This window comes from Actinocorallia longicatena (assembly GCF_039534125.1).
Lineage (GTDB): Bacteria > Actinomycetota > Actinomycetes > Streptosporangiales > Streptosporangiaceae > Actinocorallia > Actinocorallia longicatena.
Map to the genome: position 1 here is coordinate 319,253 of NZ_BAAAUV010000004.1, position 23,861 is coordinate 343,113.

The window sequence follows — 23,861 nt, forward strand, 5'->3', positions numbered from 1 at the left end:
CCCGCTCTTTAAGGACGAAATCCGGAGGAACCGATCATGCATGACATCGTGATCCGTCACGGCGAGGTGGCCGACGGGACGGGCGCGGCCCCGCGGAAGGCCGACGTCGCCATCGACGGCGACCGCATCACCGCCGTCGGCGAGGTCCCGGCCCGCGGACGGCGCGAGCTCGACGCCGCCGGCCGCCTGGTGACCCCCGGCTTCATCGACGTCCACACCCATCTCGACGCCCAGCTCTTCTGGGACCCCGCCGCGACCCCCTCCTGCCACCACGGCGTCACCACGGTCGTGATGGGCAACTGCGGCGTCACCTTCGCCCCGGTCCGGCCGGGCCAGGAGGGGTACCTCGCCGCGATGATGGAGTCGGTCGAGGACATCCCCGCCGACACGATCATGGCGGGGCTCGGCTGGGGGTGGGAGACCTACGGCGACTACCTCAAGGCGCTCGGGGGCCTGCCGCTCGGCGTCAACGCGGGCGGGCTCATCGGCCACTGCGCGCTGCGCTACTACGTGATGGGGGAGCGGAGCCTGGAGGAGGCCCCCGCCACCGACGACGACCTCGCCGCCATGACGGCGCTCGTCACCGAGGCGCTCGACGGCGGCGCGCTCGGGTTCTCCACCTCGCGCACCTTCATGCACACCGTCCCCGACGGCCGTCCGGTGCCCGGCACCCATGCCGCGCCGGCCGAGCTGGCGGCCATCGCCGGGGCCATGGCCGCCCGCGGTCGCGGCACCTTCCAGGTCGTGCCGCGCATCGGCGAACGCGACGGCGCCGAGCGCCGCAACTCCATCAGCGAGATGGCGTGGATGGAGGAGGTCAGCCGCGGCTCCGGACGTCCCCTCGCCTTCTCCATCATGCAGAGCGACCGGCGTCCCGGGCTGTGGTCCTGGGTGATGGAGGAGACCGCCGCCGCCCGCGCCCGCGGGGCCGACCTGCGGCCGATGACCGCGGTGCGCGGCAGCGCCATCGTCTACGGGCTGGTGAGCCGCACCCCCTATGACACGCTCCCGTCCTGGGCCGCTCTGATGGAACTGCCGTTCCCCGACCGGCTCGCCGCCCTCGCGGACGAGCCGCTGCGCGCCCGGCTCGCCGAGGAGGCCGAGCGGCCCTCCGAGCTGTCGGGCCCGCTGGCGCCCAAGGACCCGGCCAAGATCTACCTGCTGCCGCCGGGTTCGGCCGACTACGACGTCTCTCCTGACAACAGCCTCGCGGCCTTCGCCGAGCGGCGCGGGCTGAGCGCCCCCGCGGCCTTCATCGCCTACCTGCGCGAGACGGCCGGCGGCGGGCTCCTGTACTACCCCGTCCTCAACCAGGACCTGGACGCCGTGGCCGCGATGATCACCAATCCGGACGTGGTCCTCGGCGTCGCCGACGCCGGCGCCCATGTCGCGCTCACCATGGACGCGGGGAACTCCACGTTCCTCCTGCGGCACTGGGTCAGGGAGCGCGGTCTCCTGGATGTCGGCACGGCCGTGCGGAAACTGACGGCCGACGCCGCGGACCTGTGGGGGATCACCGGCCGGGGCGTCGTGGCCCCCGGGTACCACGCCGACCTCAACGTCCTGGACCTCGACGGCCTGTACCTGCACACCCCCGAGATGGTCGCGGACTTCCCGCTGGGCGCCCACCGCTTCACCCAGCGGGCGCGCGGCTACGACTACACGCTGGTCAACGGGGCCGTCCTCGTCGACCATGACGAGCTCACCGATGAACGAGCCGGACGCCTGGTCACCCCGGGCTGAGGGCGCCGTCCGCCCACTCGTGCAGGACGGGGGCGAGGAGCGGCCAGCGGACGAACAGGCCGGGCGCCTCGCCGGAGGTGCGGGCGGCCTGGCGTTCGCGCCACTCCCCGTCCCCCCACGGCGGCTCGGCGAGCGTCGCGTTCGGGAGGGCCGCCGCGATCCGCTCGGAGGTCTCGCGGCGGTGGTGGATGTCGCTCGCGCCGCTGCGGAACACCAGGGCGGGGAGGGTGAGCGAACGCGCCTCCGTGTCGGAGAGGCCGGGCACGAGGGCGGCGTCCGACGGGCAGTAGGCGGCCAGCCAGCGCTCCATCGTGGCGATGAAAACGGCCGGATCCTGTTCGAGGAGCCGCTGCTCCGCGGCCGGGTTCCGGGCGATGATCGCGGCCCACTCCGGGAGCTCGGCGACGGCCTTCATGCCGCCCTCCCAGGCCGCTCTGATCGAGGCCCCGCAGTAGTGCAGCCCGATCGACAGAAGGCCGAAGACGCCGCCGCTGATCCACCACAGGGCGAGACCCGACGCGGTGTCCGGGTGGCGCGCGGCGGTCAGGAGGGAGACCCGCGAGCCGCCCGAGCCGCCCGCGATCACTGCCGGGCCGGTGCCGAGATGGCGGAGCAGCGCCGCCAGGGTGTCGGCCTGGAGGCCGGACTCGGTCGGGCCGTCGAAGGAGACGTCGGACTCGCCGGTGTTCGGGCGGTCCCAGATCACGACCTGGTTGCCCCGCGCGGCGAGCGCCTCGGCGCACTCCCGCAGACCGGGCGTGCGCCGGTCCTCGCGGCCTCCGGGGGTCAGCACCCAGGGCCTGCCCTCGCCGATCACGTCGTAGCCGACCCGGAGGCCGTTCACCCTTGCCGTCGCCATGGTCCGAAGTTACTCTCTCCAACATATGTTAGGGAACGCTTACTTACTTAGGAGTTCGGATGAGCCGGGAAGCGGTGGTCGTCGCCGGTGCGCGGACCGCGATCGGGACGGCGTTCAAGGGATCGCTGGCCGAGGTCGACGCCCTGGAGCTGGGCACGAAGGCGGTCGCGGAGGCCGTTCGCAGGTCGGGTCTGCCCGCCGAGGTCTTCGACGACGTCGTGCTGGGGGAGTCCCTGTACGGCGGAGGGGCGATCGGCCGGTACGCGGCCATCGAGGCGGGGCTGGTCAACGCGCCCGGGATCGCTCACAACCGGCACTGCGCGTCGGGGCTGGCCACCCTCCAGACGGCCGCGGCCTCGATCATCGCGGGCATGGACCGCGTCGTCGTGGCCGGCGGCGTGCAGTCCAGCTCGACGATGCCGAAGGTGAGCCTCCGCCGGCCGGGCACCCAGGAGTGGGAGGAGGACTGGCTGTCCCCCAGTCACCGCGAGACCCCCGACGCCCCGATCCGCGACATGACGATCACCGTGGGATGGAACGCGGCGGTCAAGGCCGGGATCACGCGGGCGGAGATGGACGCCTGGGCCTACCGCTCCCACCAGAGGGCGGTGGCCGGGATCGACGCCGGAAGCTTCGCCGAGGAGATCTTCCCGCTGGAGGTCACCCGCGGCGGCACCGCCTTCAGCTTCGAGGTGGACGAGCATCCCCGCCGTGCCTCGACGCTGGAGAAGCTCGCGTCGCTCAAGCCGCTGCATCCGGAGATCGACGGCTTCTCGATCACCGCGGGGAACGCGGCCGGGGTGAACGACGGGGCCGCGGCGGTCGTCGTCACCGACCGCGCCTTCGCCGAGAGCGGCGGGCTGGAGCAGCTGGCGACCGTCCGGGCCTGGGCCTCGGTGGGAGTGCCCGCCGCGGACACGGGCCTCGCCCCGATCCTGGCGATCCCCAAGGTGCTGGAGCGCGCGGGCCTGGCCGCGGGGGACATCGCCCTGTGGGAGATCAACGAGGCGTTCGCCTCGGTGCCCCTGGCCGGCACCCGGGCCCTCGGCCTCGATGAGGATCTCGTGAACGTCCTCGGCAGCGGGTGCAGCCTCGGGCATCCGGTCGCGATGACCGGGACCCGGATGGTGCTCACGCTCGTCCACGAACTGCGCCGCAGGGGTGGCGGTCTCGCGGTCGCGGCCATGTGCGCGGGCGGCGGCATGGGCACGGCCGTGGTCATCGAGGTGGCCTGACGGCCGCCCCGGCCGCCGGTCACCTGGACCGGCGGTCCGCCTCCAGCAGCGGGAAGAAGCCCCGCACCGTGCCCTCGCTGATCAGGCTGATCGTGCGCTGACGGTCGAAGCCCCGCCCGTGGTGGCTCTCCAGGGCGAGCACGAGCGCGATCCCCATCACCGCCCTGGCCGAGATGTCGGGAGACTCGAACGGGTAGCCGTACCTGGCCTCGACCTCCCGCCACGCCTCGGCCAGGCGGTCCATGGCCGCGGTGAAGTCCTCCTGGTAGAACCGGCGGGCGACGTGCGGGTCGCCGAAGAGCACGAGCCCGAGCAGCGGAAGGATCTCCTCGAAGGTGGAGATGAGCTGCCGGTAGAGCCCGGTCATCGTCTTCAGCTGGCGTTCGGGCGTCAGCGGCTGGTCGCGGTCGACCGCGGCGGTGGCGGCGACCAGCTCGTCGACGGCCTGCTTCAGCGGCTCGACGACCGCCTCGTAGAACAGCTGGTCCTTGCTCGCGAAGTGACGGTAGATCACGCCCTCGCTGATGCCGCTGTGCTCGGCGATCACCTTGATGGTCGTGCCGTTCATGTCACCGGTCTCGATGAACGCGCGCCGGGCCGCTGAGAGGATGGAGCTCTTGCGGGCCTCCGCCTTGAGCCGGCGGCGGCGCGGCGGTTCCTCGGCCGGAGGTGCGGGGGCGGCGATCGGTTCGCTCATGATGATCTCCCGTCGGCCGAGACCCGGCGAAAGGTGAGTGGGCACATACTTTTATCTTAGAGGGCTGTGTCGGCCGGTTGCCAAGCTCCCACAGGCGTCCGTGGCCAAGCCTTGATAAGTGAATGCTCAGTTATTAACATCGGGGGACGTTCTCGGAAGGGATGCCCGCATGTCCGTAGACATCTCCGTGCCCGCCCGGCTGCTCATCGGCGGAGGGTGGGTGGAGGCTGCCTCCGGCGGGACGTTCCCGAGCGTCAATCCCTCCACCGGCAAGGCCATCGCCCTGCTCGCCGACGGCGGTGCCGCGGACGTGGACCTGGCCGTGGCCGCGGCGCGGAGCGCCTTCGAGGGTCCCTGGCGCTCGGTCCGGCCCGCCGACCGGCAGCGGATCATCTGGCGGCTGGCCGACGTGATCGAGGAGCACTACGCCGAGCTGCGGCGGCTGGAGTCCGCGGACATGGGCCTGCCGATCGGCCCTGATCCCGCCGCGGGCGCCGCGGGCGCGGTCGAGGTGCTCCGGTACTGCGCCGCCCTGGCGACGAGGATCGAGGGGGAGACCCTGCCGAACTCGATGCCGAGGGAGATCCTCACGTACACGCTGAAGGATCCGGTCGGGGTGGTCGGCTCGATCATCCCGTGGAACAGCCCGATCAACAACGTGCTGTGGAAGCTCGCCCCCGTCCTCGCGGCGGGCTGCACGATGGTGCTCAAGCCGGCGGAGGAGGCGAGCCTGGTCGCGCTGCGGATCGGCGAGCTGCTGACAGGGCTGCTCCCCGACGGCGTCGTCAACGTCGTCACCGGCGGGGCGGAGGCGGGCGCCGCGCTCGCTGCCCACCCCGGCGTCGACAAGATCGCCTTCACGGGGTCGACGGCGACGGGCCAGCACATCGTCCGGGCGGCGGCGGGCAACCTCAAGCGCGTCACCCTGGAGCTGGGCGGCAAGTCGCCCGACATCGTCTTCGCGGACGCCGATCTGCGCCGGGCCGTGGCCGGGGTGTCGATGGGGGTCTTCGCCAACTCGGGACAGGCGTGCAGCGCCGGAACCCGGATCTTCGTCCAGCGCCCGATCCTCGACGAGTTCGCCGCCGCGATGGCCGAGTACACGGCGGGGCTCAGGGTCGGTGACAGCCTCGATCCCTCGACGCGCATCGGCCCCCTCGTCTCCCAGGCTCAGCTCGAGCGCGTCACCGGGTACCTGGAGCTCGGCGCGGCGGAGGGGGCCCGGCCCGTCTTCGGCGGAACCAGGCTCGGCTCCGGGGACCTCGCCGACGGCTACTTCGTCGCCCCGACCCTGCTCACCGACGTCGAGGACGGGATGCGCGTCGCCACCGAGGAGATCTTCGGCCCCGTCGGCTGCCTCCTGCCCTTCGACACCCTGGAGGAGGTCACGGTCCGTGCCAACGCCTCGGAGTACGGCCTGGCGGGCGGGGTCTGGACCAGGGACCTCTCCAATGCCCACCGCCTGGCCTCCGGCCTGCGCACGGGCACCGTCTGGGTCAACGCCTACAACCTCTTCGACCCGGCCGTCCCCTTCGGCGGCCACCGCATGAGCGGCTGGGGCCACGAATGCGGCCCCGACGCCCTCGACGAGTACCTGACGACCAAGGCCGTCTGGGTCCGCACCGACTGAGAACCCCTACGTCCGCCGGGCCTTCGGGCGGCGGAGGAGGGGCAGGAGGGGGGCCGCGGTGCGGTGGCGGAGGGCCGAAGCCCAGACGCCGGTGCCGTAGGCGAGGTCGTCGGCCAGCCGGACGGCGGTGTAGCGGACGGGGTCGAGGGAGGGCGCGCGGAGCCACTCGGCGGCGATGGGGAGCAGCATCGCGGCGGCCGCGGCGCGGGCGGCCCGGCGGCGAGGGGCGGCGGCCAGGCAGACCAGGCCCAGGGGCCACCACTCGCGGCGCAGGGCGTGCCCCAGCGCGGCGGGGTCGGCGGCCACGCCCTGGGCGACGATCGTGGCGCTCAGGGCGCGGTGCCCGGGCAGATGCCCCATACCCCTGGCGAGGAGGGCGGCGGAGACCGCGGCGGTCGCCGCGGCGGCGGCCGGACGGCCGGAGACCAGCAAGGCCAGGGCCGCCAGGTTCCACGGCGACGGGCGGACCGGGGCCAGCCGTCCCGGATGCCGGGCGGCCAGCTCGGCGGCGGAGGTGCCGTACTCGTGGCGGCGCACCGCCCACTCCCGCCAGGTCGGCCGGGGATCGTGCGCGACCCGGGCCGCGGGACGGAACCGGACGTGGTGACCGGCGTCCGACAGCCGCCAGACGAGGTCGACGTCCTCGCCCAGGCGCAGCGCCTCGTCGAAGCCGAGGGCCGCGACCGTCTCCCGCCGCACCAGCAGGGTCGCCGAGGGCACGAAGGACAGCCGCGCCCCCGGCCGGACCAGGGCGGGCGCGCCGCCCATGTCGAGAGCGGAGCGCGTCCGCTCGTACCGGGCGAGGATCCGGGGGCCGCCGGGAGCGGGGACCACGCGCGGCGCGGCCGCCGCGGTCCCCGGGTCATCGAGGCAGGGCATCAGCGCGTCGAGCCAGCCGGGCTCCACCCGGCAGTCGGAGTCGACGAAGGCCACGAAGGGGGTTCCGGCCAGCCGCAGCCCGGTGTTCCTGGCCGCCGCAGGCCCGCGGTTGACCCGGTGGCGCACCAGCCGGGCACCGTGGGCCTCGGCAGCTGCTCGCACCGGCCCCGGGTCGGGTGAGGCGTCGTCCACCACGATGACCGGCAGCCCGCCGAGCGAGGCGAGGCACCGGCGGAGCCGGTCCGCCCGGCCGTAGGCGGGCACGACGACCGTCACCGGGTGCGGTCCCGGCCGGGGCGCGGGCCCCGGATGGGCGAGGCCCTGGTCGAGGAGCCGCCGGGCGACGGCGCGTTCCACGGGGGACACCGGGACCACTCCCGCCTCCCCGGCGCGGCGCAGCTCGCCGAGGAACGGCAGGGCGGCGTCGGCGAACCGGACGACCTTCCACGGCGCGCCGCCCATCGCGACCCGCCCGCCGGACCGGAACGCCACCCGCCGGTCGATCACGACGGGCGTCATGACAGGAGCCCGTCGGGCCCCGGCCGCCAGGCGGTGACGCGCCGGGCGGCGCCCGAGGTCATCTCCGCCAGGATCCGGCGGCCGTGTTCCGCGCCGGCCCCCGCCGGATCGCCCAGCACCCCGGAGGGGGACACCGCGGCGACGCCGTGGGCGCGCAGCGCCGGCAGGAGCTCGGCGAGGGGCCGCCGGTCACCCGTGACCGCGTGGTGGGGGAGGACGCTCTGCGGGGCCAGGTGGAGCATCAGGGACGTCTCGGTGAATCCCGCGTGGGCGTCGCCGCCGGGAGCCGCGCAGGGGGTCCAGGCGGTGTCGTGCCCTTCCGTCCTGAGTCGTCCGGCCGCCCGGCGCAGGGCCTCGGTGTTGCCGCCGTGGCCGTTGACGAAGACGGTCCTGCCCGCCCACAGGCCCAGCGACCGGACCGTCTCGACCAGCACCGCGGCGAGCGCCTCGTGACCGAGCGAGACGGTGCCGGGGAACCCCGCGTGCTCGCCGCTCGCCCCGTAGGGCAGCGCGGGCGCGACCGTCACCGGCCCCGCCAGGGCGGCGGCCGCGCCCGCGGCGACGGCCGCGGCGATCACGGTGTCGGTGGACAGCGGCAGGTGCGGGCCGTGCTGCTCGGTCGAGCCGAGCGGCACGAGCACCAGCGTCTCGCGGACGACAGAGGGCCAGGCCGCGTCCGCGAGCATCAGCCCGCCCCGAGGGCCACCGCGAACCCCGGCGGCACGTGCAGATCGGCGGGGGACAGCTCAGCCACGCCGGAGTGCCCGAGCCCGAGGACCGCGGAGTCGAGGCCGCCGCGCAGGACGTCGAGGACGTTCTCGACCCCGGCCTGCCCGTTGGCGGCGAGCCCCCACAGGTAGGCCCGGCCGACGAGCACCGCGCGCGCCCCGAGGGCCAGCGCCTTGGCGACATCGCCGCCGCGCCTGACCCCGCCGTCGAGGAGCACCTCGACCTGGTCCCCGACGGCCTCGGCGACCGAGGGCAGCAGCCGGATCGCCGCGGGGGTCGTGTCGAGGTTGTTCCCGCCGTGGTTGGAGACCGACAGCGCCGTCACGCCCGCGTCCACGGCGCGCCGCGCGTCGTCGACCCGCGCGACGCCCTTCAGCAGGAACGGCCCGCCCCACTCCTCGCGCAGCCAGGCGACGTCCTCCCAGGTCGGCGGAGGGGTCTGCATCCACTCGCCGTAGGCGCCGAAGAAGGTCGGCGCGGGACCATCGCCCACGGTCATGTTCGGGACCGTCAGGTCGGGGAGCTTCCCCGTCCTGGCGAACCGCCACAGCCAGCCCGGCCGCGCCAGTACCCCGGGAGAGAGCCGCAGCGCGGTGCGGACGTCGATCCGCTCGGGGATCGTGGGGCTGCCCCAGTCGCGGCCGTGGGAGAACGACCAGTCGAGGGTGGCGATGAGGCCCCGGGCGCCCGCCTTGCGCGCGCGCTCCATCCGCTCGCTCATCGCCTCGCGCGACCCGCACCAGTACATCTGGAACAGGACGTTGGGGTTCGCGGCGCAGACGTCCTCGACCGACCTGCTGGCGAACGAGCTCAGTCCCATGATCACGCCACGGTTCGCGGCCGCCCGCGCCACCGCGACCTCGCCCTCGGGATCGACCGCCTGGACGCCGGTCGGCGAGATCAGCACCGGGAGGGAGCTCTCGATGCCCATGATCGTCGTCGCCAGGTCGCGGTCGGCCTTGTGGCCCGCGACGACCGGCGCGAACCCGAGCTCGGCGAAGGCGTCGCGGTTGGTCTCGAGGGTGCGGCCGCGCTCGGACCCGGCGACCAGCGCGCCGTAGACCATCGCGGGCAGCCGCCGCTTCGCCCGGCGCTCGGCCTCGGCGACGCTCTCGAACCAGGGATTCCTGCTCATCGGGCTCCTTCCCGGACGAGGGGGCTCTCGTCGCATGCCGGTACCGGCGGGCGCCGCGACAGCGGCACGAACACCTTCCGGGAGTGGTCGGCGGCCGGCCGGGGGATCTCGACGGTGCCGCGCTCGGCCAGCAGCGTCTCGCCGAACCCGCGGACGCACTCGGGGTCGGGGCCGTCGAGCGGCAGGCCGGTGAAGAACTTCGCCGCCATGCAGCCGCCCTTGCACGAGTCGTAGAACGAGCAGGAGGAGCACGCCCCGCCGGTCTGCGGGGAGCGGAGCTCGGCGAACAGCTCCGACTCGCGCCAGACCCCGGCGAACCCGCCCCGATCCCGGACGTTCCCCGCGAGGAACTCCTCGTGGATGGCGAAGGGGCAGGCGTAGACGTCGCCGACCGGGTCGATGAGGCACACCACCCGTCCGGCGCCGCAGAGGTTCAGTCCCGGCAGCGCCTCGCCGTAGGCGGACAGATGGAAGAAGGAATCGCCGGTCAGGACCGACTCACCGTGCTCCACCAGCCAGTCGTACAGCTCGCGCTGCTGCGCCGCGGTCGGGTGCAGCTCGTCCCAGACGTCGGCGCCCCGCCCCGACGGCCGCAGCCGGGTCAGCCGGAGCTGGGCCCCGTACCGGTCGGCCAGGGCCTTGAACGCACCGAGCTGCGGGATGTTGTGCCGGGTGCAGACCACCGAGATCTTGAAGTTCTTCATCCCGGCCGCGGCCAGGTTCTCCAGGGCCCGGACGGCGGTCGCGTAGGACCCGGGGCCGCGCAGCGCGTCGTTGACCTCCTCCGTCGCGCCGTCCAGGGAGATCTGCACGTCGACGTAGTCGTCGGCGGCCAGCCGGCGGGCGGCCTCCGGCGTGATCCGCACCCCGTTGGTCGAGAACTTGACGCCGACCCGGTGGGCGGTCGCGTAGTCCAGCAGCTCCCAGAAGTCGGGCCGGACCGTCGGCTCGCCGCCGCCGATGTTCACGTAGAACACCTTCATGGCCTCGAGCTCGTCGATGACGGCCTTGGCCTCGGCGGTGGTCAGCTCGCGCGGGTCGCGCCGTCCCGAGCTGGACAGGCAGTGCGCGCAGGCGAGGTTGCAGGCGTAGGTCAGCTCCCAGGTCAGGCAGATGGGAGCGTCGAGGCCGGTCTCGAACAGGTCGGTGAGCCTGGGGGCGCTCATGGGGCGCCGTCCCCTGCGCCCGCCGCGGGAGCCCGCTCGACGAGCATGGCCGACCGGGCGAGCGCCCCGAGCGCCGCGCCGAACCGAGGGAGCTCCGCGGGCGGCACCGCGCAGGACGCGCAGGCCTGCCGGGCCGTGGGCGCGCCCGCGAGCCCCCGGACGACCGCGAGCAGGCGCCGGTCCTTGAGGAACGACAGCTTGCGGGTCCCGAAGTGGTACACGAGCGCGCCGAACGGCTCGTCGCGCAGCGCGACCTGCGGATGCAGGTCCCAGGCGCGGTCGAGGTCGATCATCAGTAGACGCCGCACATGCCGTCGATCGAGACCTCTTCGACGAGCTCCTCCGCCAGCGCCTCGTCGACGGAAATAACGTTCTCTTCCATGAGTCTTCCCCACTCTCCTGTGAGTTTGACGTTCTCGTATGAATCGAACAATATTTGCATCCCGTGCCAAAAGGGAAGGCCCGATGACGACTGACCCTGATGTGCTGATCGTCGGCGGGGGCGCCGCCGGAGCCGTTCTGGCCGCCCGGCTGAGCGAGGACCCCTCGCGGACCGTCCTGCTGCTGGAGGCCGGGCCCGCCCCGCTCCGGTTCGCTCCGGACCTGCTCGACGCCCGCCTGGTTCCCGGGGCGCGGCAGGGCCAGGCCGGGGTCGCCACCCACCCCGTGGAGCTGTTCGCGGGGCGTCCGTACGGCGTCCAGCGCGGCCGGATCCTCGGGGGCTCGACCACGGTCAACGGCGGCTACTTCATCCGGGCCAGGCGCGCCGACTTCGCCCGCTGGTCGGCCGCCGACGACCGGTGGTCCTACGAGCGGGTGCTCCCCCTGCTCGATTCGCTCGAGAGCGATCGTGACTTCCCCCGCGGCGCGGGACCCGTTCCGGTGGGCCGCCCCGGCGCCGCGCATCCGCTGTACGGGGTCTTCGCCGCTGCGGCACACGAGCTGGGCTTCCCGGCCGAGCCCGACAAGAACGCCCAGGAGCCTCCCGGGGCCGGGGCGGTCCCGTGCAACGTGGAAGGCGGCACGCGGGTCAACGCCGCGCTCGCCTTCCTGGAGGGGGCGCGGGGCCGTCCGAACCTGACGATCTCCGGCGGTGTCCCGGTCCACGGCGTCGTCGTGAGCAGGGGCAGGGCCACCGCGGTCCTGGCGGGCGGGGAGACCCTGCGGGCGGGGGAGATCGTGCTGTGCGCGGGCGCCCTGGCCACCCCGCACCTGCTGCACCTGTCGGGGATCGGCCCCCCGGCGGCCCTCGAGGCGGCGGGGATCTCCGTCACCGTCGCCTCCCCGTCCGTCGGCGCCGCGGTGAGCGACCATCCGCAGGTCGTCGTGGAGTGGACGCCCTCAGGACCGTGGTCCGCGCCCGGTGGATCATGGCTCGGCGGGGCGCTGCACCTGTCGTCGGAGGGCTCGGGAGACTCCGGTGACCTGGAGATCCTTCAGTCGCTCCTGCCGCTCGGGGCACTGACCGGCGGGCGTGCCGAGGCCGCCCCGGGCGACCCGCTGCCGCTGCTGGTCTCGGTCCAGACGCCCCGGCGCTCCGGCGGCCTCACCACGCTGTCGCCCGACCCCCGGGTCGCTCCCCGCATCGTCTTCGGCTATCTGGAGACCGGGGACGACCGGCGGAGGCTGCGCGAGGCCGTCAGGGCCGCCGCGGCCCTGCTCGGCACGGACGCCTTCGCGGAGCACTCCGCCGGACCACCGGAGATCCCCGATTCCGATTCCGCTCTCGACGCCTGGATCCGGGCCCGCCTGGGCACCGCCCAGCACGCCTGCGGCACCGTCCCGATGGGAGAGGCCGTCGACGGCGCGGGAAGGGTCCACGGCGTCGCCGGGCTACGCGTCGCCGACACCTCGATCCTGCCCACCGCGCCCCTGCGGGGACCCGCGGCCACCGCCCTGCTCGTCGGCGAGATCGTGGCCGCCGGCCTCCGGTGAGAGCGGGCCCGCCGCGATCCCGGCCGCGATCTGGCGGAGCGCGGCGTCCATGAGCGCGGTCAGATCGGTGCCGGGGGCGTCCAGCCAGTGCTCGTAGGCCGAGACCGCGGCGGCGAGCGCGGCGTGGCCGGTCAGCCGGGGGAAGGCCACCGTGGGCGCCAGGCCGGTCCGGTGGGCGGTGTACTCGGTGATGATCGCCCGCCAGGCCGTGTAGCGGACCGCGGCGTCGCCCTGCAGGGTCGGCACCCGCAGGATCAGGCGCATCCGCTGACGGTGCCAGGGGACGTCGGCGGGGTCGAAGCGGTTGAACTCGACGATCGCCGCCCGCAGCGTCGCGGCCAGCGGAACGGCCGGATCGGCCTCGGCCAGGAGCAGGCGCAACCGCCGGAGATGGTCCTCGAAATCGCCCCAGACCAGGTCGTTCTTGGACGCGAAGTAGTGGAAGTAGGTGCGCCGGGCGATCCCCGCCGCCGCCGCGATGTCGTCCACGGTCGTGGCGTCGAAGCCCTTGAGGGCGAACAGCTCGAACCCGGCCCGCTCCAGGGAGGCCCGCGAGGTGGCGCGCGGACGCCCGCCGCTCACCCCTCGCCCAGCAGCGGGTCGAGGGCGCCGAGGCCGCCGCCGGTCTCGGCCGCGACCTCCCGGGCGATCCGCACGTCCTTGCCGACGAACGGCCCGGCCGTGGCCGCGAACGCCGCGACCGACCCGCGGGCCGCGACCCCGGTCAGCGCCCGGCTCGCGGAGCTGGCGTGCGGCAGAGCCCGCAGCAGCACCTCCTCGGTGACGCCCAGCCGCTCACCGAGCCGGACGGCCTCGGCGAGCAGCCCGATCTGGGCGGCGAACAGCGCGTTGTTGACGAGCTTCACCCGCTGGCCCGAGCCGAGCGGCCCCACCCGGAGGACCGGATCGGCGTAGCAGGCGATGAGCGGCTCCACCCGGTCGGCCAGTTCTCCGGGGCCGCCGAGGAACACCGTCAGCCGTCCCGCCGCGATGTCGTGCGGTCCGCCGCTGACGGGCGCGTCGATCACCGGGAGGCCGCGCCCGGCCAGCTCCTCGACCGTGCTCGGGCTGCCCGTGGTGTGCACGACGACCGGCACCCGCGGGGGGAGGCCCGGGGCGATCTCGCGGACCTGGGCGTCGGTGAACACGCACACGATCACGGCCTCGGCGTCCGCCACCGCCGCCGCCAGGGTGGCGGCGGGCCGCGCCCCGATCCCGGCGAGCGCCGCCCGCGCCTCGGCCGTCCGGCCCAGCGCCCGGACCTCGTGGCCCGCTCCGACCAGCCGCTCCACCATGGGACGGCCCATCCGCCCCGCCCCCACGAATCCGACGCGCATGGTCATCCCTCCGTCACGAGCGCGCTGACGAGATGCGGCAGGTCGCGGGCCGTCAGGATCCCCGGCGGGGCCTCGCAGACGGCGCGCACGGCGTTGACCGCCCGGTTGGCGGTGTAGCCGGGGGAGACCTCGGCCATCCGGTCCAGCGGCACCGGGAGCAGGAGGGAGACCTCCAGCGGGGCGTCACCGGCGACCGAGACGTGCCAGCCGGTGTCGCGGACCCGCCAGGCGGGGTCGAGATCGGCGGTGCAGTACCAGGTGGACTGGAAGGACAGGACCGTCCGGCCGCCGCGGACGCCGGAGACCGTCATCCGCTGGGCGGCCACGGTTCCCGCCGGGATGGTCCCCGCCGCGATCGTGACGGGCCCGGGGGCGACGGCGCACTCCCCGTCCGACTCGATGGAGTCCAGAGGGAGGCCCAGGTCCTCGGCCACCTGCCGCAGGGACGGCCCGAAGCTCGCCGCGATGTGGGCGGCCCGCTCACGGGCGAACTCGGCGGGCGGCGTCCCGAATCCCATGATGCCGAACAGCAGCTCGGGGCTGTTGCGCCGGGACAGGTCGGCGGACTCACTGATGGCGAGCGAGTCCAGCCTGCGCTGGAGCGAGGCGAGCACCAGGGGCAGCGCCTCGGTGATGAACCCGGGGCTGCTCCCGGTCGCGTGCAGCGAGGTCCCACCGCGCGAGCAGGCGGCCTCGACGCGTTCGCGCACCTGCGGATCGAGCCCGGCGGGATGGTGGAACGTCCCGCACGTGGTCACCACGTTCGCCCCGGACTCGAGGATCCGGCACACCTCGCCGAGGTCCATGAGACGCGGCATGTAGAGGACGCAGTCGGCCCCGGCGGCGAGGACGTCGGCGATGTCCGCGGTGGCCGTGACGCCGGTGTCGGGCAGGCCGCACAGCTTCCCGGCGTCGACCCCGGCCTTGTCCGCGGCGTTGACGTAGACCCCGGCCAGGGACAGTTCCGGATGCTCGATGACGCCCCGGAGCGCGCGGCTCCCGATGTTCCCGGTGGCCCACTGGACGACCTTCATGGAATCTCCGTTCTCTGAATTCGAGAACGCTACTCTCTCAGGTGCCGGGCGCGAAGAGAACACCCTGGGCGAAGACCGCGGCGACCGCCTCGGCCGAGGGGCGGGCCAGGACCTCCGCGAGCGGCGCCGCCAGCAGGACCAGATCGGCGGGCGCGCCCGCCCGGACCGTCCGGGGAGGCCCGCCCGGGTCGTCGAGGGGGGCGAGGAAGAGGTCGAGCGCCGCTCGCGCGCCGATCCGCTCGCCTCCGCCCAGCAGCCGCCCGCCGGCGGTCCTGCGCCCGGCCGCCGCCCGCATCGCCCGCCAGGGGTCGCAGGGCCCGTACGGTGCGTCGGTGCTCCCGGCGACCGCGACCCCGCCCGCGAGCAGCGACCCGCACCGGTAGAGGTCGGCCCGGTCGGCGGGACCGGTCTCACGGAGGTAGCGGTCGCCGTGCGCCGCGACGAACCCCGGCTGGGTCACGACCGTCACCCCCCGCCGCGCCAGCACCGGAACGGCCTCGGGCGGGATGACGGAGCCGTGCTCGATCCGGTCGCCCGGGCGGAGCCCCGCCGCCAGGGTCAGCGCGAGACCCGCCGCGGTCACGCAGTGGACGGCGACGGACCGTCCCGCCTCGTGCGCGGCGGCGATCGCGGCCGCGAGCCCCTCGAACGGCGGCGGCTCGTGGTCGGCCACGACCACCTTGACCGGGCCCCGTCCGAGCCCGGGCGGGAAGACGGCGCCCGCCAGCGCGGGCCCGCCGGTCGCGACCACCCGCTGCGGCAGCCCGGCCCCGGCCAGGGCCAGCAGATCGGCGGGACGCTCGTAGGGGGTCGCGTCGGTCACCCCGGTGACGCCCAGCAGGGCCAGCCGCCGTCCCAGACCCCGAAGGTCCGGGGCGGGACCGGCGGGGAGCCGGTCCCTGAGCCACGCGTCCTCCCGCCACAGCCGCCCGTTGGGGCGCCCCGCCGCATCGGTCTCGGCGCCGGGCGGAAGGCCGCCGCCGTCGAGCCCGGCCTCCCGGCACGCGGCGCCGTTGAGGTACCACAGGGCACCGGACCGGTGCTGGATCCGCACGGGCCGCCCGGCCACGACCGCGTCGATGGCGTCCCGGTCGAGCGGGCCCGCCACCGACTCGTCGTATCCGACGGCGCGCAGCCAGCCCCCTTCCGGGAGCCGGGCGTCGGCGCCGCGCAGGACGGCGGCGAACCCGGCGGGATCTTCGGCCTCCTCGGGCCCGACGCGCACCGACGTTCCCGCGGCCGCCGTCGCCATCAGATGCAGATGGTGGTCGTGCAGCCCCGGGATCAGGTCCCGGCCCCGCCCGTCGACGACCTCCGCACCGTGCCCGGTCAGGCCGGGCCCGATCTCCGCGATGATCCCCTCCGCCAGGCGCACGTCCGTCCGCCGCCCGGCCACGGTCACGTCGCGCAGCAGGAAGCCGGTCACCCGGCGCCCGCCGTGGCGGCCAGGACCGCGGCGGTGTCGGCGCCGAGCGGCCGTGACGGGGCACGGGGCGAGCGGGCCCGGAGCGGACCGCAGGTGAGGCCGGGGAAGACCGGAAGCGACGGCCCCGCGAGGGACGCGGCGACCGCGCTCATGGCGATGTCCAGCAGCCACCGGCCACCGGAGCGGAGCGCCTCCAGGCAGGCGTGCGCGGCGGTGAGACCGGTCGCCGGATCGGCGATCGCGTCCGCGCAGAAGCACGGCCCCGCGGCGTCGCGGACGACCAGCCCGCCCGCCACCGCGGCGTCGTCACCGAACCCGACCCGCATCGGACGCTCGCGGCCATGGCCCGTGATCGACACCCAGACGGACGGGCCGCCCTCGGCGACGATCTCCGCGGCCCGGACACCGGCCTGCTCCAGCGCCCGCGGCCGGGAGGCCTCCAGGACGACATCGGCCGAGCGCAGCAGAGCCCGCAGCGCGGTGACGCCCTCGCGGGTGGAGAAGTCGAGCGCGACGCTCCGCTTCCCCCCGTTGATCAGGTCGAACACGGCCGGAGAGCCGCGACGCGTCCCGTCGGGCCGGACCGGAGACTCCACCTTCACCACCTCCGCCCCCCTCCGGCCGAGAAGATCACCGCAGAGGGGTCCTGCCCACAGCGAGGTCAGGTCCACCACGCGCAGCCCGCGCAGATCGTCCCGGGGCGGAGCGTCCCCGAGCCTGCTCCGGACCACGGCGGGACGCAGAGGCCGCCGCCCGGGCAGCACGCCCACCGCGAGGCCCAGCAGCTCCGCCCGTTCGAGGAGGGCCTCGCCGGTCCGCCCGGCCACCGCGGCGGCCACCGCCTCCCACGGCGGCTCCGCGCCGTCGCCGGGGACGGCTCCCTCCAGCCACGCGGGCAGCGCCTCCACATCGCCGGCCCGGGGGAGGGAGACGGCGATCCAGGCGTCGCGGGCGCGCAGCAGCCGGGTCCCGCCTCCGCAGCTCGTGGCGCCCTGACGGGTCAGCCCGGCGAGGGCGGCGCGCTCGGTCAGCAGGACGAGCGGGTCGAGGCCGGGGAAGGGGGAGGCGAGCGCGTCCAGGGCGGCGACCAGCGGACCCGGGGGGCCGAGACCGGGAGCCCCGGGACGGCCGGTCAGCGACATCGCGCCCGAAGCCGCCCAGCGAGAGACCGCCTCCTCCTTCATGAGACGGATGTTCTCACCATGGAGAAGCGATGCGCAACGATCGCGTGATAGGCATGCCCTCATGGAAGCGCAGGTCATCACCGAGATCGGGCCCGGAGACCTTCTCGCCTGGCTGGGACCGGGCGGAGCGGGCCGTGGGCTCACCGGTCCGCGCGGCGGGGCCGTGGTGGTCCGCCTGGACGGCGCAGAGCCCGAGCCGCCGCACGGAACGGTGGCCGCTCTGGGAAGCCTGCCCCTGATCGTCATCGCGGTCGGCGCGCCCGGACCCGGCTGGCGGAACCTGGCCGACGTGATCGTCCCCGCCGGGGATCCGGTGCTCGAAGAGATCATCGGGACGGTCGAGGCGCGGCCCGTCGCGGCGACCTCGCTGGCCGTCCTGCTGCGGGGACAGGAGCACCGTCCCGTCCCCGAGGGGCTCGCGGCGGAGTCGGCGGTGTACTCCGCGCTCCAGGCCGGTCCCGAGTTCGCCGCCTGGCGGAGGACGCGGCCCGTCCGGGAGCGGCCGCAGAGAAAGGGGCCGCGCGTGCTGGTCGAGCGCGACGGCGACGTCCTCCTGCTGACCCTCGACCGCCCCGAGGTGCGGAACGCCGTCGACGCCGCCCTGAGCGAGGAACTGGTCGAGGCCTGCGCCGTCGCGGCGGCCGATCCCACCATCGGCCGGGTCGAGCTGCGGGGAGCGGGCCCGGCATTCTGCGCGGGCGGCGACCTGGAGGAGTTCGGCTCCCGCCCCGACCCGGCGACCGCGCACCTCATCAGGCTGCACCGCAGCGCCGGACGCGCCCTCTGGGAGATCCGCGAGCGGACGACGGTGTTCCTGCACGGCGCCTGCTACGGCTCCGGCATCGAGCTGCCCGCCTTCGCCGGGACCGTCCTGGCCGCCCCCGGCACGCGCATCGCCCTTCCCGAGGTGGCCCTCGGCCTGGTCCCCGGGGCGGGCGGCACCGTCAGTGTCACGGCTCGTGCGGGCCGGCACCGGACGGCCTGGCTGGCGCTGTCGGGACGGAGCGTCGACGCGGCCACCGCCCTGGAGTGGGGCCTGGTCGACGCCGTCACCGAGGATGGAGCATGAGCTCCAGCGCGGCGTCGGCGGCGGCCATCACCGGGGCCGCGGAGCCCGCGCCCGGCAGCAGCCCGTCCATGATCGCGACGTCCTTACGGAGCAGGGCCCCCGCGCGGGAGCCGAACCCCTCGAGATCCCCGCCGGAGCCGGCGATCCGTCCCAGCGCGAAACTCGCCGCGCTGCCGTGACCGAGGACCTCGGCCAGCCGCCGCGGATCGAGGTCCAGCGACCGGCCGAGCGCCAGCGTCTCCGCCGCCACCCCGAGGTTCGCGGTGAACAGGACGTTGTTCAGCAGCTTGGCCAGCAGCCCGGAGCCCAGCGGCCCGAGGTGCACCACGGGGTCGGCGAACGCGGCGAACACCGGACGGCAGAACTCCACCGCGTCGTCGTCCCCTCCGGCCATGACCAGCAGCCGCCGTTCCGCGGCGGCGGGCCCGCCCCCGCTGACGGGGGCGTCGACCAGCCGGATCCCCGACGCGGCCGCCCGCTCGGCGAGCCGCTCGCAGGTGGCGGGGGCGATCGTGCTGTGCACCGCGATCACCGCGCCCTCCCGCAGCCCGGACAGGACGCCGTCGTCGCCCGTCAGGACCTGCTCCACGTCGTCGTCGGCGACGACGCACACGCAGACCAGGTCGCTCGCGGCCGCCAGCTCGGCGGGCGAGGCGGCGATCTTCGCGGAGGTGCCGGCGAACGGCTCCACCGAGGAGGGGCGCCGAGCCCACAGGGTCGTCGGATGTCCCTCCTCGATGATCCGCCGGGCCATCGGAGCGCCCTGGCTGCCCAGGCCGATGAACCCGACGCGGGTCACACGCTCTCCTCGGCCTTGACGTCGGGCTCCGGCTCGGCGGCCGAATCCCCGCCGGGACGCCAGAACGTCGCGAGCATCCCGGCCGTCGCCACGACGGCCACGCCGAGCGCGACACCGCCCCCGGCCCAGCCGGTCACCTCGATGTCCGCGGCACGGTCGAGCGAGATCTTCCCCGGGCCGAGCGCGGCGAGCGACACCGAGGCCGCGGCGAGGAGCAGCACGTACTCGTAGCCGTCCTTGAAGACGAAGAACCCGTTCGGCCGGTGGGCGAGGATCCCCGCGACCAGCATCACCGAGACCACCGCCGCGCACGCCAGCGAGGTCAGCAGCCCCAGGGCCAGCAGGACGCCCGCGCCGATCTCGGTGACGACGCTCATCCACGCCTGGAGCCGGCCGTGACGCAGTCCCAGCCCGGAGAACCAGCGGGCGGTCCCCTCGATCTTGCCGCCACCGATCCAGTGATTGACGCCGTGCGCGATCATGATGATCGCGATGACCACCCTGAGCAGCAGCAGAGCCGCTTCGGAACCGTTCATCCCAGTCTTCCGCCTTCTCGTTCGATCTCGGGTCTTCCGGTCCGCTCCCGCAGGAGCACGCATTCCTCGGCGAACGCCAGCGCACCCAGATGGTAGGCCGTGGCGGTGAGGCCCAGGCTGAGATTGTGCGCGCTGTCGGCCTGCTCGTTCACGACCACCCGCGGCGACGCCGTGAACAGGGCCGCGACCTCGGCCAGGCCCTCCGGACCCGCCCGCCAGACCCTTTCGTGGTCGGCGAGGGTGTACCGGAAGGGCACCACGACCTTCGCGGCCAGCTCGGGGAACTCCTCCTGCCAGGGCCGTTCGACCTCGCCGTCGAAGGCGGGCGCGGGCGAGGCGATGCCGCCGCCGGCCAGGATGTCCTCGGGATACAGCCGGGACGGCTCCCACAGCAGGTCGCGCAGGCTGATCTTCGAGGGCTGCGGCGGACCGCTCTCGGGGTAACGGGCCCGGGTCGCCTCGGTCAGCAGCTCGGTGTGGTTCAGGCCGCTGCCGGAGATCTCCAGTCCCAGCAGCTCCGCGCCGCGCGGTCCGCCCGCCATCTGGAGCGCGAGCATGGCGCCGCGCGAGTGGGCGAGCAGGAACACGCCCGCGCCGCGTCCACGATCCTCCAGCAACCGGTCCACCGCCCCGAACACCAGGTCGCGGCGGTGCGCCTCGGACGGCATCGCCCCGGTGTGGCCGGCCGACCTCCCGTATCCGGGACGGTCGACGGCGATCATCGTGTAGCCGAGCGCCGCCCCGATCCGCAGCAGCGAGTGCCGGGGACGACCGGGGGCGTCGAAGTAGATCGACGTCGTCGCGCCGCCGTGCAGCGCCAGGACGACGGCCCTGGGTTCGGGGACCGCGAGGACCAGGGCGGAGATCGGGATCCCGTCGACCTCGACGACCTCCTCCACCGGAACGCCCGTCATGAGCCGGTCCTCAGCAGCAGGACACCGCTCGGGGTCAGCCCGCCGCTGCTCACGGCCGCGACACGGGCGTCCGGGATCTGCCGGTCCCCGGCCTCGCCGCGCAGCTGGAGGATCGCCTCCTGCACGAGCCCCATGCCGTGGGTGCGGCCGGCGGAGAGCTGGCCGCCGTGGGTGTTGAGCGGCAGGACCCCGTCCCTGGCGATGTTCTTGCCGCCGTCCAGGAAATCCTTGGCCTCGCCGATGCCGCAGAAGCCGAGCGCTTCGATCCACGACAGGCAGTTGAAGCTGAACCCGTCGTAGAGGAGGGCGAGATCGACGTCGGACGGGCGCAGCGAGGTCCGCGACCACAGGTGCGCCGCCTGGCCGAGCACCTGGGGCTCGTGCGTCGCGGTGCTCTGGTCCCAGTCGAGCCGCTCGATGATCTGGGTGCCGACGGCCTCCACGTACACCGGCGGCTTGGGGAGGTCGCGGGCGGCGTCCACCGCCGAGACGACCACCGCGATGGCGCCGTCGCAGGGGACGTCGCAGTCGTAGAGCCCGAACGGCGTGGTGATGGTCCGGGCGGACAGGTAGTCGTCCATCGTCATCGGATCACGGTAGATCGCGTCCGGGTTGAGCCCGGCGTTCGCCCGCTGGTTCAGGGCGATCCAGCCGAGCGTCTCGCGGGTGGTCCCGTACCGGTGGAAGTGGCGCTGGGCGTTCATCGCGAGGGTGTGCGCCGCGGACGTCGCCCCGAACGGGAAGTTCCAGGACTGGCCGCCCTGGACCCGGCCGGGCAGGGAACCGGTTCCGGCCGCGCGCATCCGCTCGGCGTTCGTCGACTCCCAGAGGGTGCGGAAGCACAGGACGTGCCGCGCGAGACCACCCGCCACCGCCAGCATCGCCGCGATCAGCGAGCCGCCGGGGCCGAAGGTCTCGGGACCGCCGTTGTACCAGGTCGGGCGGAGGCCGAGCGCCGACTCCAGGGCCGTCACCCCGCCCTCGCTGAACCCGCCGAAGGCGCCCGCGCCCGGATAGGTCGACAGCCCGTCGATGTCGTCGAGCGTGAGCCCGGCGTCGGCCACGGCGCGCTCGCACGCCTCGACCGTCAGGGACAGCGGCGCGACCATCAGCCGCCGGCCGATCCGCGACGCCCCGATCCCGGTCAGCGCCGCCCGCTCCTCGAACTTGTCGGGGGAGACCATCGGCCGCACATGACGCCCGAAGTCCTCCGGCGGGATCTCGTCGGGAGGCGGGGGCAGGAGATCGCCTCCGGCGGGCCGGAACAGCGGCAGCCAGACGTCGTCGTGCCGCTCGAACACGACCTCCATCGGGGTCCCCGGCTCGAGGTCGCCCGGGTCGCAACCCACGGCGTTCGTCGTGAGCTTGACCCGGGGATCCTCCTCGATCGCGACCTGCGCCACCACGTAGGGCGGCGGCAGGCCGGGAAGGCCGAACCGGTGGTTGACGGTGAACCCCACCAGCGACGCCCGGCCCGAGACCGCCGTGACCGTGAGCTCACGGCAGCGGCAGTACCGGCAGACCGGCTGCGGGGGATGGATCAGGGCGGAGCAGGACGAACACTGCTGGAAACGCAGCAGGCCGTCCGCCCCGGACGTCCAGAAGAACGAGTTCTCCTCCGTCAGCGCGGGCAGGGGACGCCCGGACGGTTCGGCCACTTTCTCTCCTTATTCGGGGGTGATGCTCGCGCGCGCCCTGCGGACGGTGACCGGCTCGGCGAGCCGCTGTTCGTCACAGATCCGCTGAAGCGCCGCGATGGTGGCCTCCAGTCCCGCGCCGACCCGGGGTCCGGGGGTGAAGGTCGCGGGAAGGTGGCGCATGCCGTTGATGACACCGACGGTCTCGTAGTGGACCGTGCCCTCGGGATCGCACCGGAAGTCCGGCATCCGGTCGAGCACCTGGAGCATCATCCGCTTGAACACGGTCCTGGCCACGTTCGAGCCGATGCACCGGTGGATGCCGAGACCGAAGCTGCTGTGCCGGTTGGCCTCGCGGGCGAGGTCGATCCGGTCCGGGTCGGGGAAGGCGGCCGGATCGCGGTTGGCCATCGCCCACGACAGCCAGAGCCGGTCGCCCTCCTTGAAGTCGACGCCGGCGATCTCGCAGTCCTGGGAGATCGTGCGGCCGTCGCCGGGAGCGGGCGTGTAGTAGCGGAGGAACTCCTCGGTCGCCGAGTCCAGGAGGGTCTCCCGGTCCCGGCCGAGCCGCGCGCGTTCCGCCGGGTTCTCCGACAGCCACTCCAGCGCGTGCGCCGTGAGCGCCGTCGTGGTGTCGAAGCCCCCGCCGATCAGCAGGCCCATGACGCCGAGCAGTTCGGCGTCGTCGGGCCGCCTGCCGTTGATGTCGGCGTTGACGAGCGCGTTGACCAGCCCGGGCCGGGGGTTCGCCCGGACGGCCGAGAGCTGGGCGGACAGGTCGGCCATCATCGCCATGTGAAGCTCGATGACCCGCGCCATGTCCGGTGAGCCCGGCGGTGTGTAGATGCCCGCGTGCGCCGGCTCGTTGTAGATCGTCCAGTTGGCGAGCGGGATCCCCATCATCGCGAGGGTGAAGACCGCGGGGACGATGTTGGCGAGGTCGTCGACGAAGTCGATCCGCCCCTCCTCTATCCGCTCGTCCAGGCAGGCCGTGACCAGTTCGTCGATGAGGGGGATCCACCGGCTGATCGCCGCGGGGGACAGGTAGGGATTCAGCGCCTGCCGGTAGAAGCGCTGGTCGGGCGGGTCCATCTCCAGGAACCCGCCCCTGCCGGGACGCTGGGCGTGCGGGATGGTGATGCCCTTGTAGCCGGTGCCCGTCCCGGTGACGTCGTGGTCATTGGACAGGTACTCCGCGGACCTGGCGAGCAGGAACACCTCACGGTTGCCCGCGGCGACCCAGTGACCGCCGTAGGTCTCCGACCAGGCGATCGGGCACTTGGAGTGCATCTCCCGGGTGATGTCCTCGAACCGGGGACGGTAGTCGGGAGTGTGCCGGTCGAAGAGGAAGCGGGGTTGCTTCCGTTCCTCCTCGGCCGGGACTTCTTCGTGGGTCAC

General features: G+C 74.4%; 23 protein-coding genes. 5 read left to right on the plus strand and 18 right to left on the minus strand.

Going from position 1 to position 23,861, the window contains the following annotated elements:
• Positions 1-36 precede the first annotated feature (36 nt).
• Complete coding sequence (locus tag ABD785_RS09810) at positions 37-1,743, plus strand: N-acyl-D-amino-acid deacylase family protein (protein ID WP_344825028.1); 1,707 nt, start codon at positions 37-39, stop codon at positions 1,741-1,743.
• Here the strand turns inward: ABD785_RS09810 and ABD785_RS09815 are convergent.
• Positions 1,730-2,602 carry an alpha/beta fold hydrolase gene (locus tag ABD785_RS09815; protein WP_344825031.1) on the minus strand — a complete coding sequence of 291 codons (873 nt, stop codon included), beginning with the start codon at positions 2,600-2,602 and terminating at the stop codon, positions 1,730-1,732. The genes ABD785_RS09810 and ABD785_RS09815 overlap by 14 nt on opposite strands.
• A gap of 59 nt (positions 2,603-2,661) precedes the next feature.
• Between ABD785_RS09815 and ABD785_RS09820 the strand changes: the two genes are divergently transcribed.
• Entirely contained in the window at positions 2,662-3,837 is a 1,176-nt protein-coding gene (locus ABD785_RS09820) for a thiolase family protein (RefSeq protein WP_344825034.1), read from the plus strand.
• A gap of 19 nt (positions 3,838-3,856) precedes the next feature.
• Here the strand turns inward: ABD785_RS09820 and ABD785_RS09825 are convergent, their stop codons facing one another.
• Positions 3,857-4,534, minus strand: coding sequence for a TetR/AcrR family transcriptional regulator (locus ABD785_RS09825; RefSeq protein ID WP_344825037.1), 678 nt, complete (start codon positions 4,532-4,534; stop codon positions 3,857-3,859).
• A 169-nt stretch (positions 4,535-4,703) separates the two neighbouring features.
• On the opposite strand from ABD785_RS09825, the gene ABD785_RS09830 reads away from it, so the two are divergent.
• Complete coding sequence (locus ABD785_RS09830; protein ID WP_344825040.1) at positions 4,704-6,164, plus strand: aldehyde dehydrogenase family protein; 1,461 nt, start codon at positions 4,704-4,706, stop codon at positions 6,162-6,164.
• A gap of 6 nt (positions 6,165-6,170) precedes the next feature.
• Here the strand turns inward: ABD785_RS09830 and mftF are convergent, their stop codons facing one another.
• From mftF to mftA, 6 genes are read right to left on the minus strand one after another with little or no spacing between them, the layout of a single operon-like run.
• A complete protein-coding gene (gene mftF / locus ABD785_RS09835) occupies positions 6,171-7,562 on the minus strand; it encodes a mycofactocin biosynthesis glycosyltransferase MftF (RefSeq protein ID WP_344825043.1) in 1,392 nt (463 codons plus the stop codon).
• Positions 7,559-8,248 (minus strand): mycofactocin biosynthesis peptidyl-dipeptidase MftE, encoded by a 690-nt coding sequence (gene mftE / locus ABD785_RS09840; protein ID WP_344825045.1) that lies wholly within the window; start codon positions 8,246-8,248, stop codon positions 7,559-7,561. Before mftE ends, mftF begins: the two co-directional genes overlap by 4 nt.
• On the minus strand, positions 8,248-9,426 hold the full coding sequence (gene mftD, locus ABD785_RS09845) for a pre-mycofactocin synthase MftD (protein WP_344825048.1): 1,179 nt from the start codon (positions 9,424-9,426) through the stop codon (positions 8,248-8,250). The genes mftE and mftD overlap by 1 nt, the downstream gene beginning before the upstream one ends.
• Positions 9,423-10,592 (minus strand): mycofactocin radical SAM maturase, encoded by a 1,170-nt coding sequence (gene mftC / locus ABD785_RS09850; RefSeq protein ID WP_344825051.1) that lies wholly within the window; start codon positions 10,590-10,592, stop codon positions 9,423-9,425. Before mftC ends, mftD begins: the two co-directional genes overlap by 4 nt.
• Positions 10,589-10,900 (minus strand): mycofactocin biosynthesis chaperone MftB, encoded by a 312-nt coding sequence (gene mftB / locus ABD785_RS09855; RefSeq protein ID WP_344825054.1) that lies wholly within the window; start codon positions 10,898-10,900, stop codon positions 10,589-10,591. Before mftB ends, mftC begins: the two co-directional genes overlap by 4 nt.
• A complete protein-coding gene (gene mftA, locus ABD785_RS09860) occupies positions 10,885-10,974 on the minus strand; it encodes a mycofactocin precursor MftA (protein WP_344825057.1) in 90 nt (29 codons plus the stop codon). The genes mftB and mftA overlap by 16 nt, the downstream gene beginning before the upstream one ends.
• Before the next feature lie 83 nt (positions 10,975-11,057).
• On the opposite strand from mftA, the gene ABD785_RS09865 reads away from it, so the two are divergent.
• Positions 11,058-12,527, plus strand: a complete 1,470-nt coding sequence (locus ABD785_RS09865; RefSeq protein ID WP_344825060.1) for a GMC family oxidoreductase N-terminal domain-containing protein — start codon at positions 11,058-11,060, stop codon at positions 12,525-12,527.
• Here the strand turns inward: ABD785_RS09865 and mftR are convergent.
• The 5 genes from mftR to ABD785_RS09890 are packed head-to-tail and all read right to left on the minus strand — an operon-like array spanning position 12,426 to position 17,508.
• Positions 12,426-13,109, minus strand: a complete 684-nt coding sequence (gene mftR / locus ABD785_RS09870; protein WP_344825063.1) for a mycofactocin system transcriptional regulator — start codon at positions 13,107-13,109, stop codon at positions 12,426-12,428. The genes ABD785_RS09865 and mftR overlap by 102 nt on opposite strands.
• The gene (locus tag ABD785_RS09875; RefSeq protein WP_344825066.1) at positions 13,106-13,864 is read right to left on the minus strand and encodes an NAD(P)-dependent oxidoreductase; all 759 of its coding nucleotides are present in this window, start codon (positions 13,862-13,864) and stop codon (positions 13,106-13,108) included. Before ABD785_RS09875 ends, mftR begins: the two co-directional genes overlap by 4 nt.
• A 2-nt stretch (positions 13,865-13,866) precedes the next feature.
• A complete protein-coding gene (locus tag ABD785_RS09880) occupies positions 13,867-14,898 on the minus strand; it encodes an NAD(P)H-dependent amine dehydrogenase family protein (protein WP_344825069.1) in 1,032 nt (343 codons plus the stop codon).
• Positions 14,899-14,935: 37 nt separating this feature from the next.
• Positions 14,936-16,324, minus strand: coding sequence for an amidohydrolase family protein (locus tag ABD785_RS09885; protein WP_344825072.1), 1,389 nt, complete (start codon positions 16,322-16,324; stop codon positions 14,936-14,938).
• Positions 16,321-17,508 carry a CoA transferase gene (locus tag ABD785_RS09890; RefSeq protein ID WP_344825075.1) on the minus strand — a complete coding sequence of 396 codons (1,188 nt, stop codon included), beginning with the start codon at positions 17,506-17,508 and terminating at the stop codon, positions 16,321-16,323. The genes ABD785_RS09885 and ABD785_RS09890 overlap by 4 nt, the downstream gene beginning before the upstream one ends.
• Positions 17,509-17,569: 61 nt before the next feature.
• On the opposite strand from ABD785_RS09890, the gene ABD785_RS09895 reads away from it, so the two are divergent.
• Positions 17,570-18,577 carry an enoyl-CoA hydratase-related protein gene (locus tag ABD785_RS09895; protein WP_344825078.1) on the plus strand — a complete coding sequence of 336 codons (1,008 nt, stop codon included), beginning with the start codon at positions 17,570-17,572 and terminating at the stop codon, positions 18,575-18,577.
• Here ABD785_RS09895 and ABD785_RS09900 read toward each other — a convergent pair.
• From ABD785_RS09900 to ABD785_RS09920, 5 genes are read right to left on the minus strand one after another with little or no spacing between them, the layout of a single operon-like run.
• The gene (locus tag ABD785_RS09900; protein WP_344825081.1) at positions 18,558-19,376 is read right to left on the minus strand and encodes an NAD(P)-dependent oxidoreductase; all 819 of its coding nucleotides are present in this window, start codon (positions 19,374-19,376) and stop codon (positions 18,558-18,560) included. The genes ABD785_RS09895 and ABD785_RS09900 overlap by 20 nt on opposite strands.
• Positions 19,373-19,912, minus strand: coding sequence for a DoxX family protein (locus ABD785_RS09905; RefSeq protein WP_344825084.1), 540 nt, complete (start codon positions 19,910-19,912; stop codon positions 19,373-19,375). The genes ABD785_RS09900 and ABD785_RS09905 overlap by 4 nt, the downstream gene beginning before the upstream one ends.
• On the minus strand, positions 19,909-20,826 hold the full coding sequence (locus ABD785_RS09910; protein ID WP_344825087.1) for an alpha/beta hydrolase: 918 nt from the start codon (positions 20,824-20,826) through the stop codon (positions 19,909-19,911). Before ABD785_RS09910 ends, ABD785_RS09905 begins: the two co-directional genes overlap by 4 nt.
• A complete protein-coding gene (locus ABD785_RS09915; protein ID WP_344825090.1) occupies positions 20,823-22,484 on the minus strand; it encodes a thiolase C-terminal domain-containing protein in 1,662 nt (553 codons plus the stop codon). Before ABD785_RS09915 ends, ABD785_RS09910 begins: the two co-directional genes overlap by 4 nt.
• Before the next feature lie 9 nt (positions 22,485-22,493).
• On the minus strand, positions 22,494-23,861 hold the full coding sequence (locus ABD785_RS09920; RefSeq protein WP_344825093.1) for a cytochrome P450: 1,368 nt from the start codon (positions 23,859-23,861) through the stop codon (positions 22,494-22,496).

Coding starts and splice junctions, on each gene's coding strand:
- ABD785_RS09880 (WP_344825069.1), bottom strand. CDS start 14,898: ATGAAGGTCGTCCAGTGGGCCACCGGGAACATCGGGAGCCGCGCGCTC.
- mftF (WP_344825043.1), bottom strand. CDS start 7,562: ATGACGCCCGTCGTGATCGACCGGCGGGTGGCGTTCCGGTCCGGCGGG.
- ABD785_RS09910 (WP_344825087.1), bottom strand. CDS start 20,826: ATGACGGGCGTTCCGGTGGAGGAGGTCGTCGAGGTCGACGGGATCCCG.
- ABD785_RS09830 (WP_344825040.1), top strand. CDS start 4,704: ATGTCCGTAGACATCTCCGTGCCCGCCCGGCTGCTCATCGGCGGAGGG.
- mftA (WP_344825057.1), bottom strand. CDS start 10,974: ATGGAAGAGAACGTTATTTCCGTCGACGAGGCGCTGGCGGAGGAGCTC.
- ABD785_RS09875 (WP_344825066.1), bottom strand. CDS start 13,864: ATGCGCGTCGGATTCGTGGGGGCGGGGCGGATGGGCCGTCCCATGGTG.
- mftE (WP_344825045.1), bottom strand. CDS start 8,248: ATGCTCGCGGACGCGGCCTGGCCCTCTGTCGTCCGCGAGACGCTGGTG.
- ABD785_RS09815 (WP_344825031.1), bottom strand. CDS start 2,602: ATGGCGACGGCAAGGGTGAACGGCCTCCGGGTCGGCTACGACGTGATC.
- mftC (WP_344825051.1), bottom strand. CDS start 10,592: ATGAGCGCCCCCAGGCTCACCGACCTGTTCGAGACCGGCCTCGACGCT.
- mftD (WP_344825048.1), bottom strand. CDS start 9,426: ATGAGCAGGAATCCCTGGTTCGAGAGCGTCGCCGAGGCCGAGCGCCGG.
- ABD785_RS09810 (WP_344825028.1), top strand. CDS start 37: ATGCATGACATCGTGATCCGTCACGGCGAGGTGGCCGACGGGACGGGC.
- ABD785_RS09905 (WP_344825084.1), bottom strand. CDS start 19,912: ATGAACGGTTCCGAAGCGGCTCTGCTGCTGCTCAGGGTGGTCATCGCG.
- ABD785_RS09820 (WP_344825034.1), top strand. CDS start 2,662: ATGAGCCGGGAAGCGGTGGTCGTCGCCGGTGCGCGGACCGCGATCGGG.
- ABD785_RS09825 (WP_344825037.1), bottom strand. CDS start 4,534: ATGAGCGAACCGATCGCCGCCCCCGCACCTCCGGCCGAGGAACCGCCG.
- ABD785_RS09895 (WP_344825078.1), top strand. CDS start 17,570: ATGGAAGCGCAGGTCATCACCGAGATCGGGCCCGGAGACCTTCTCGCC.
- ABD785_RS09865 (WP_344825060.1), top strand. CDS start 11,058: ATGACGACTGACCCTGATGTGCTGATCGTCGGCGGGGGCGCCGCCGGA.
- ABD785_RS09890 (WP_344825075.1), bottom strand. CDS start 17,508: ATGAAGGAGGAGGCGGTCTCTCGCTGGGCGGCTTCGGGCGCGATGTCG.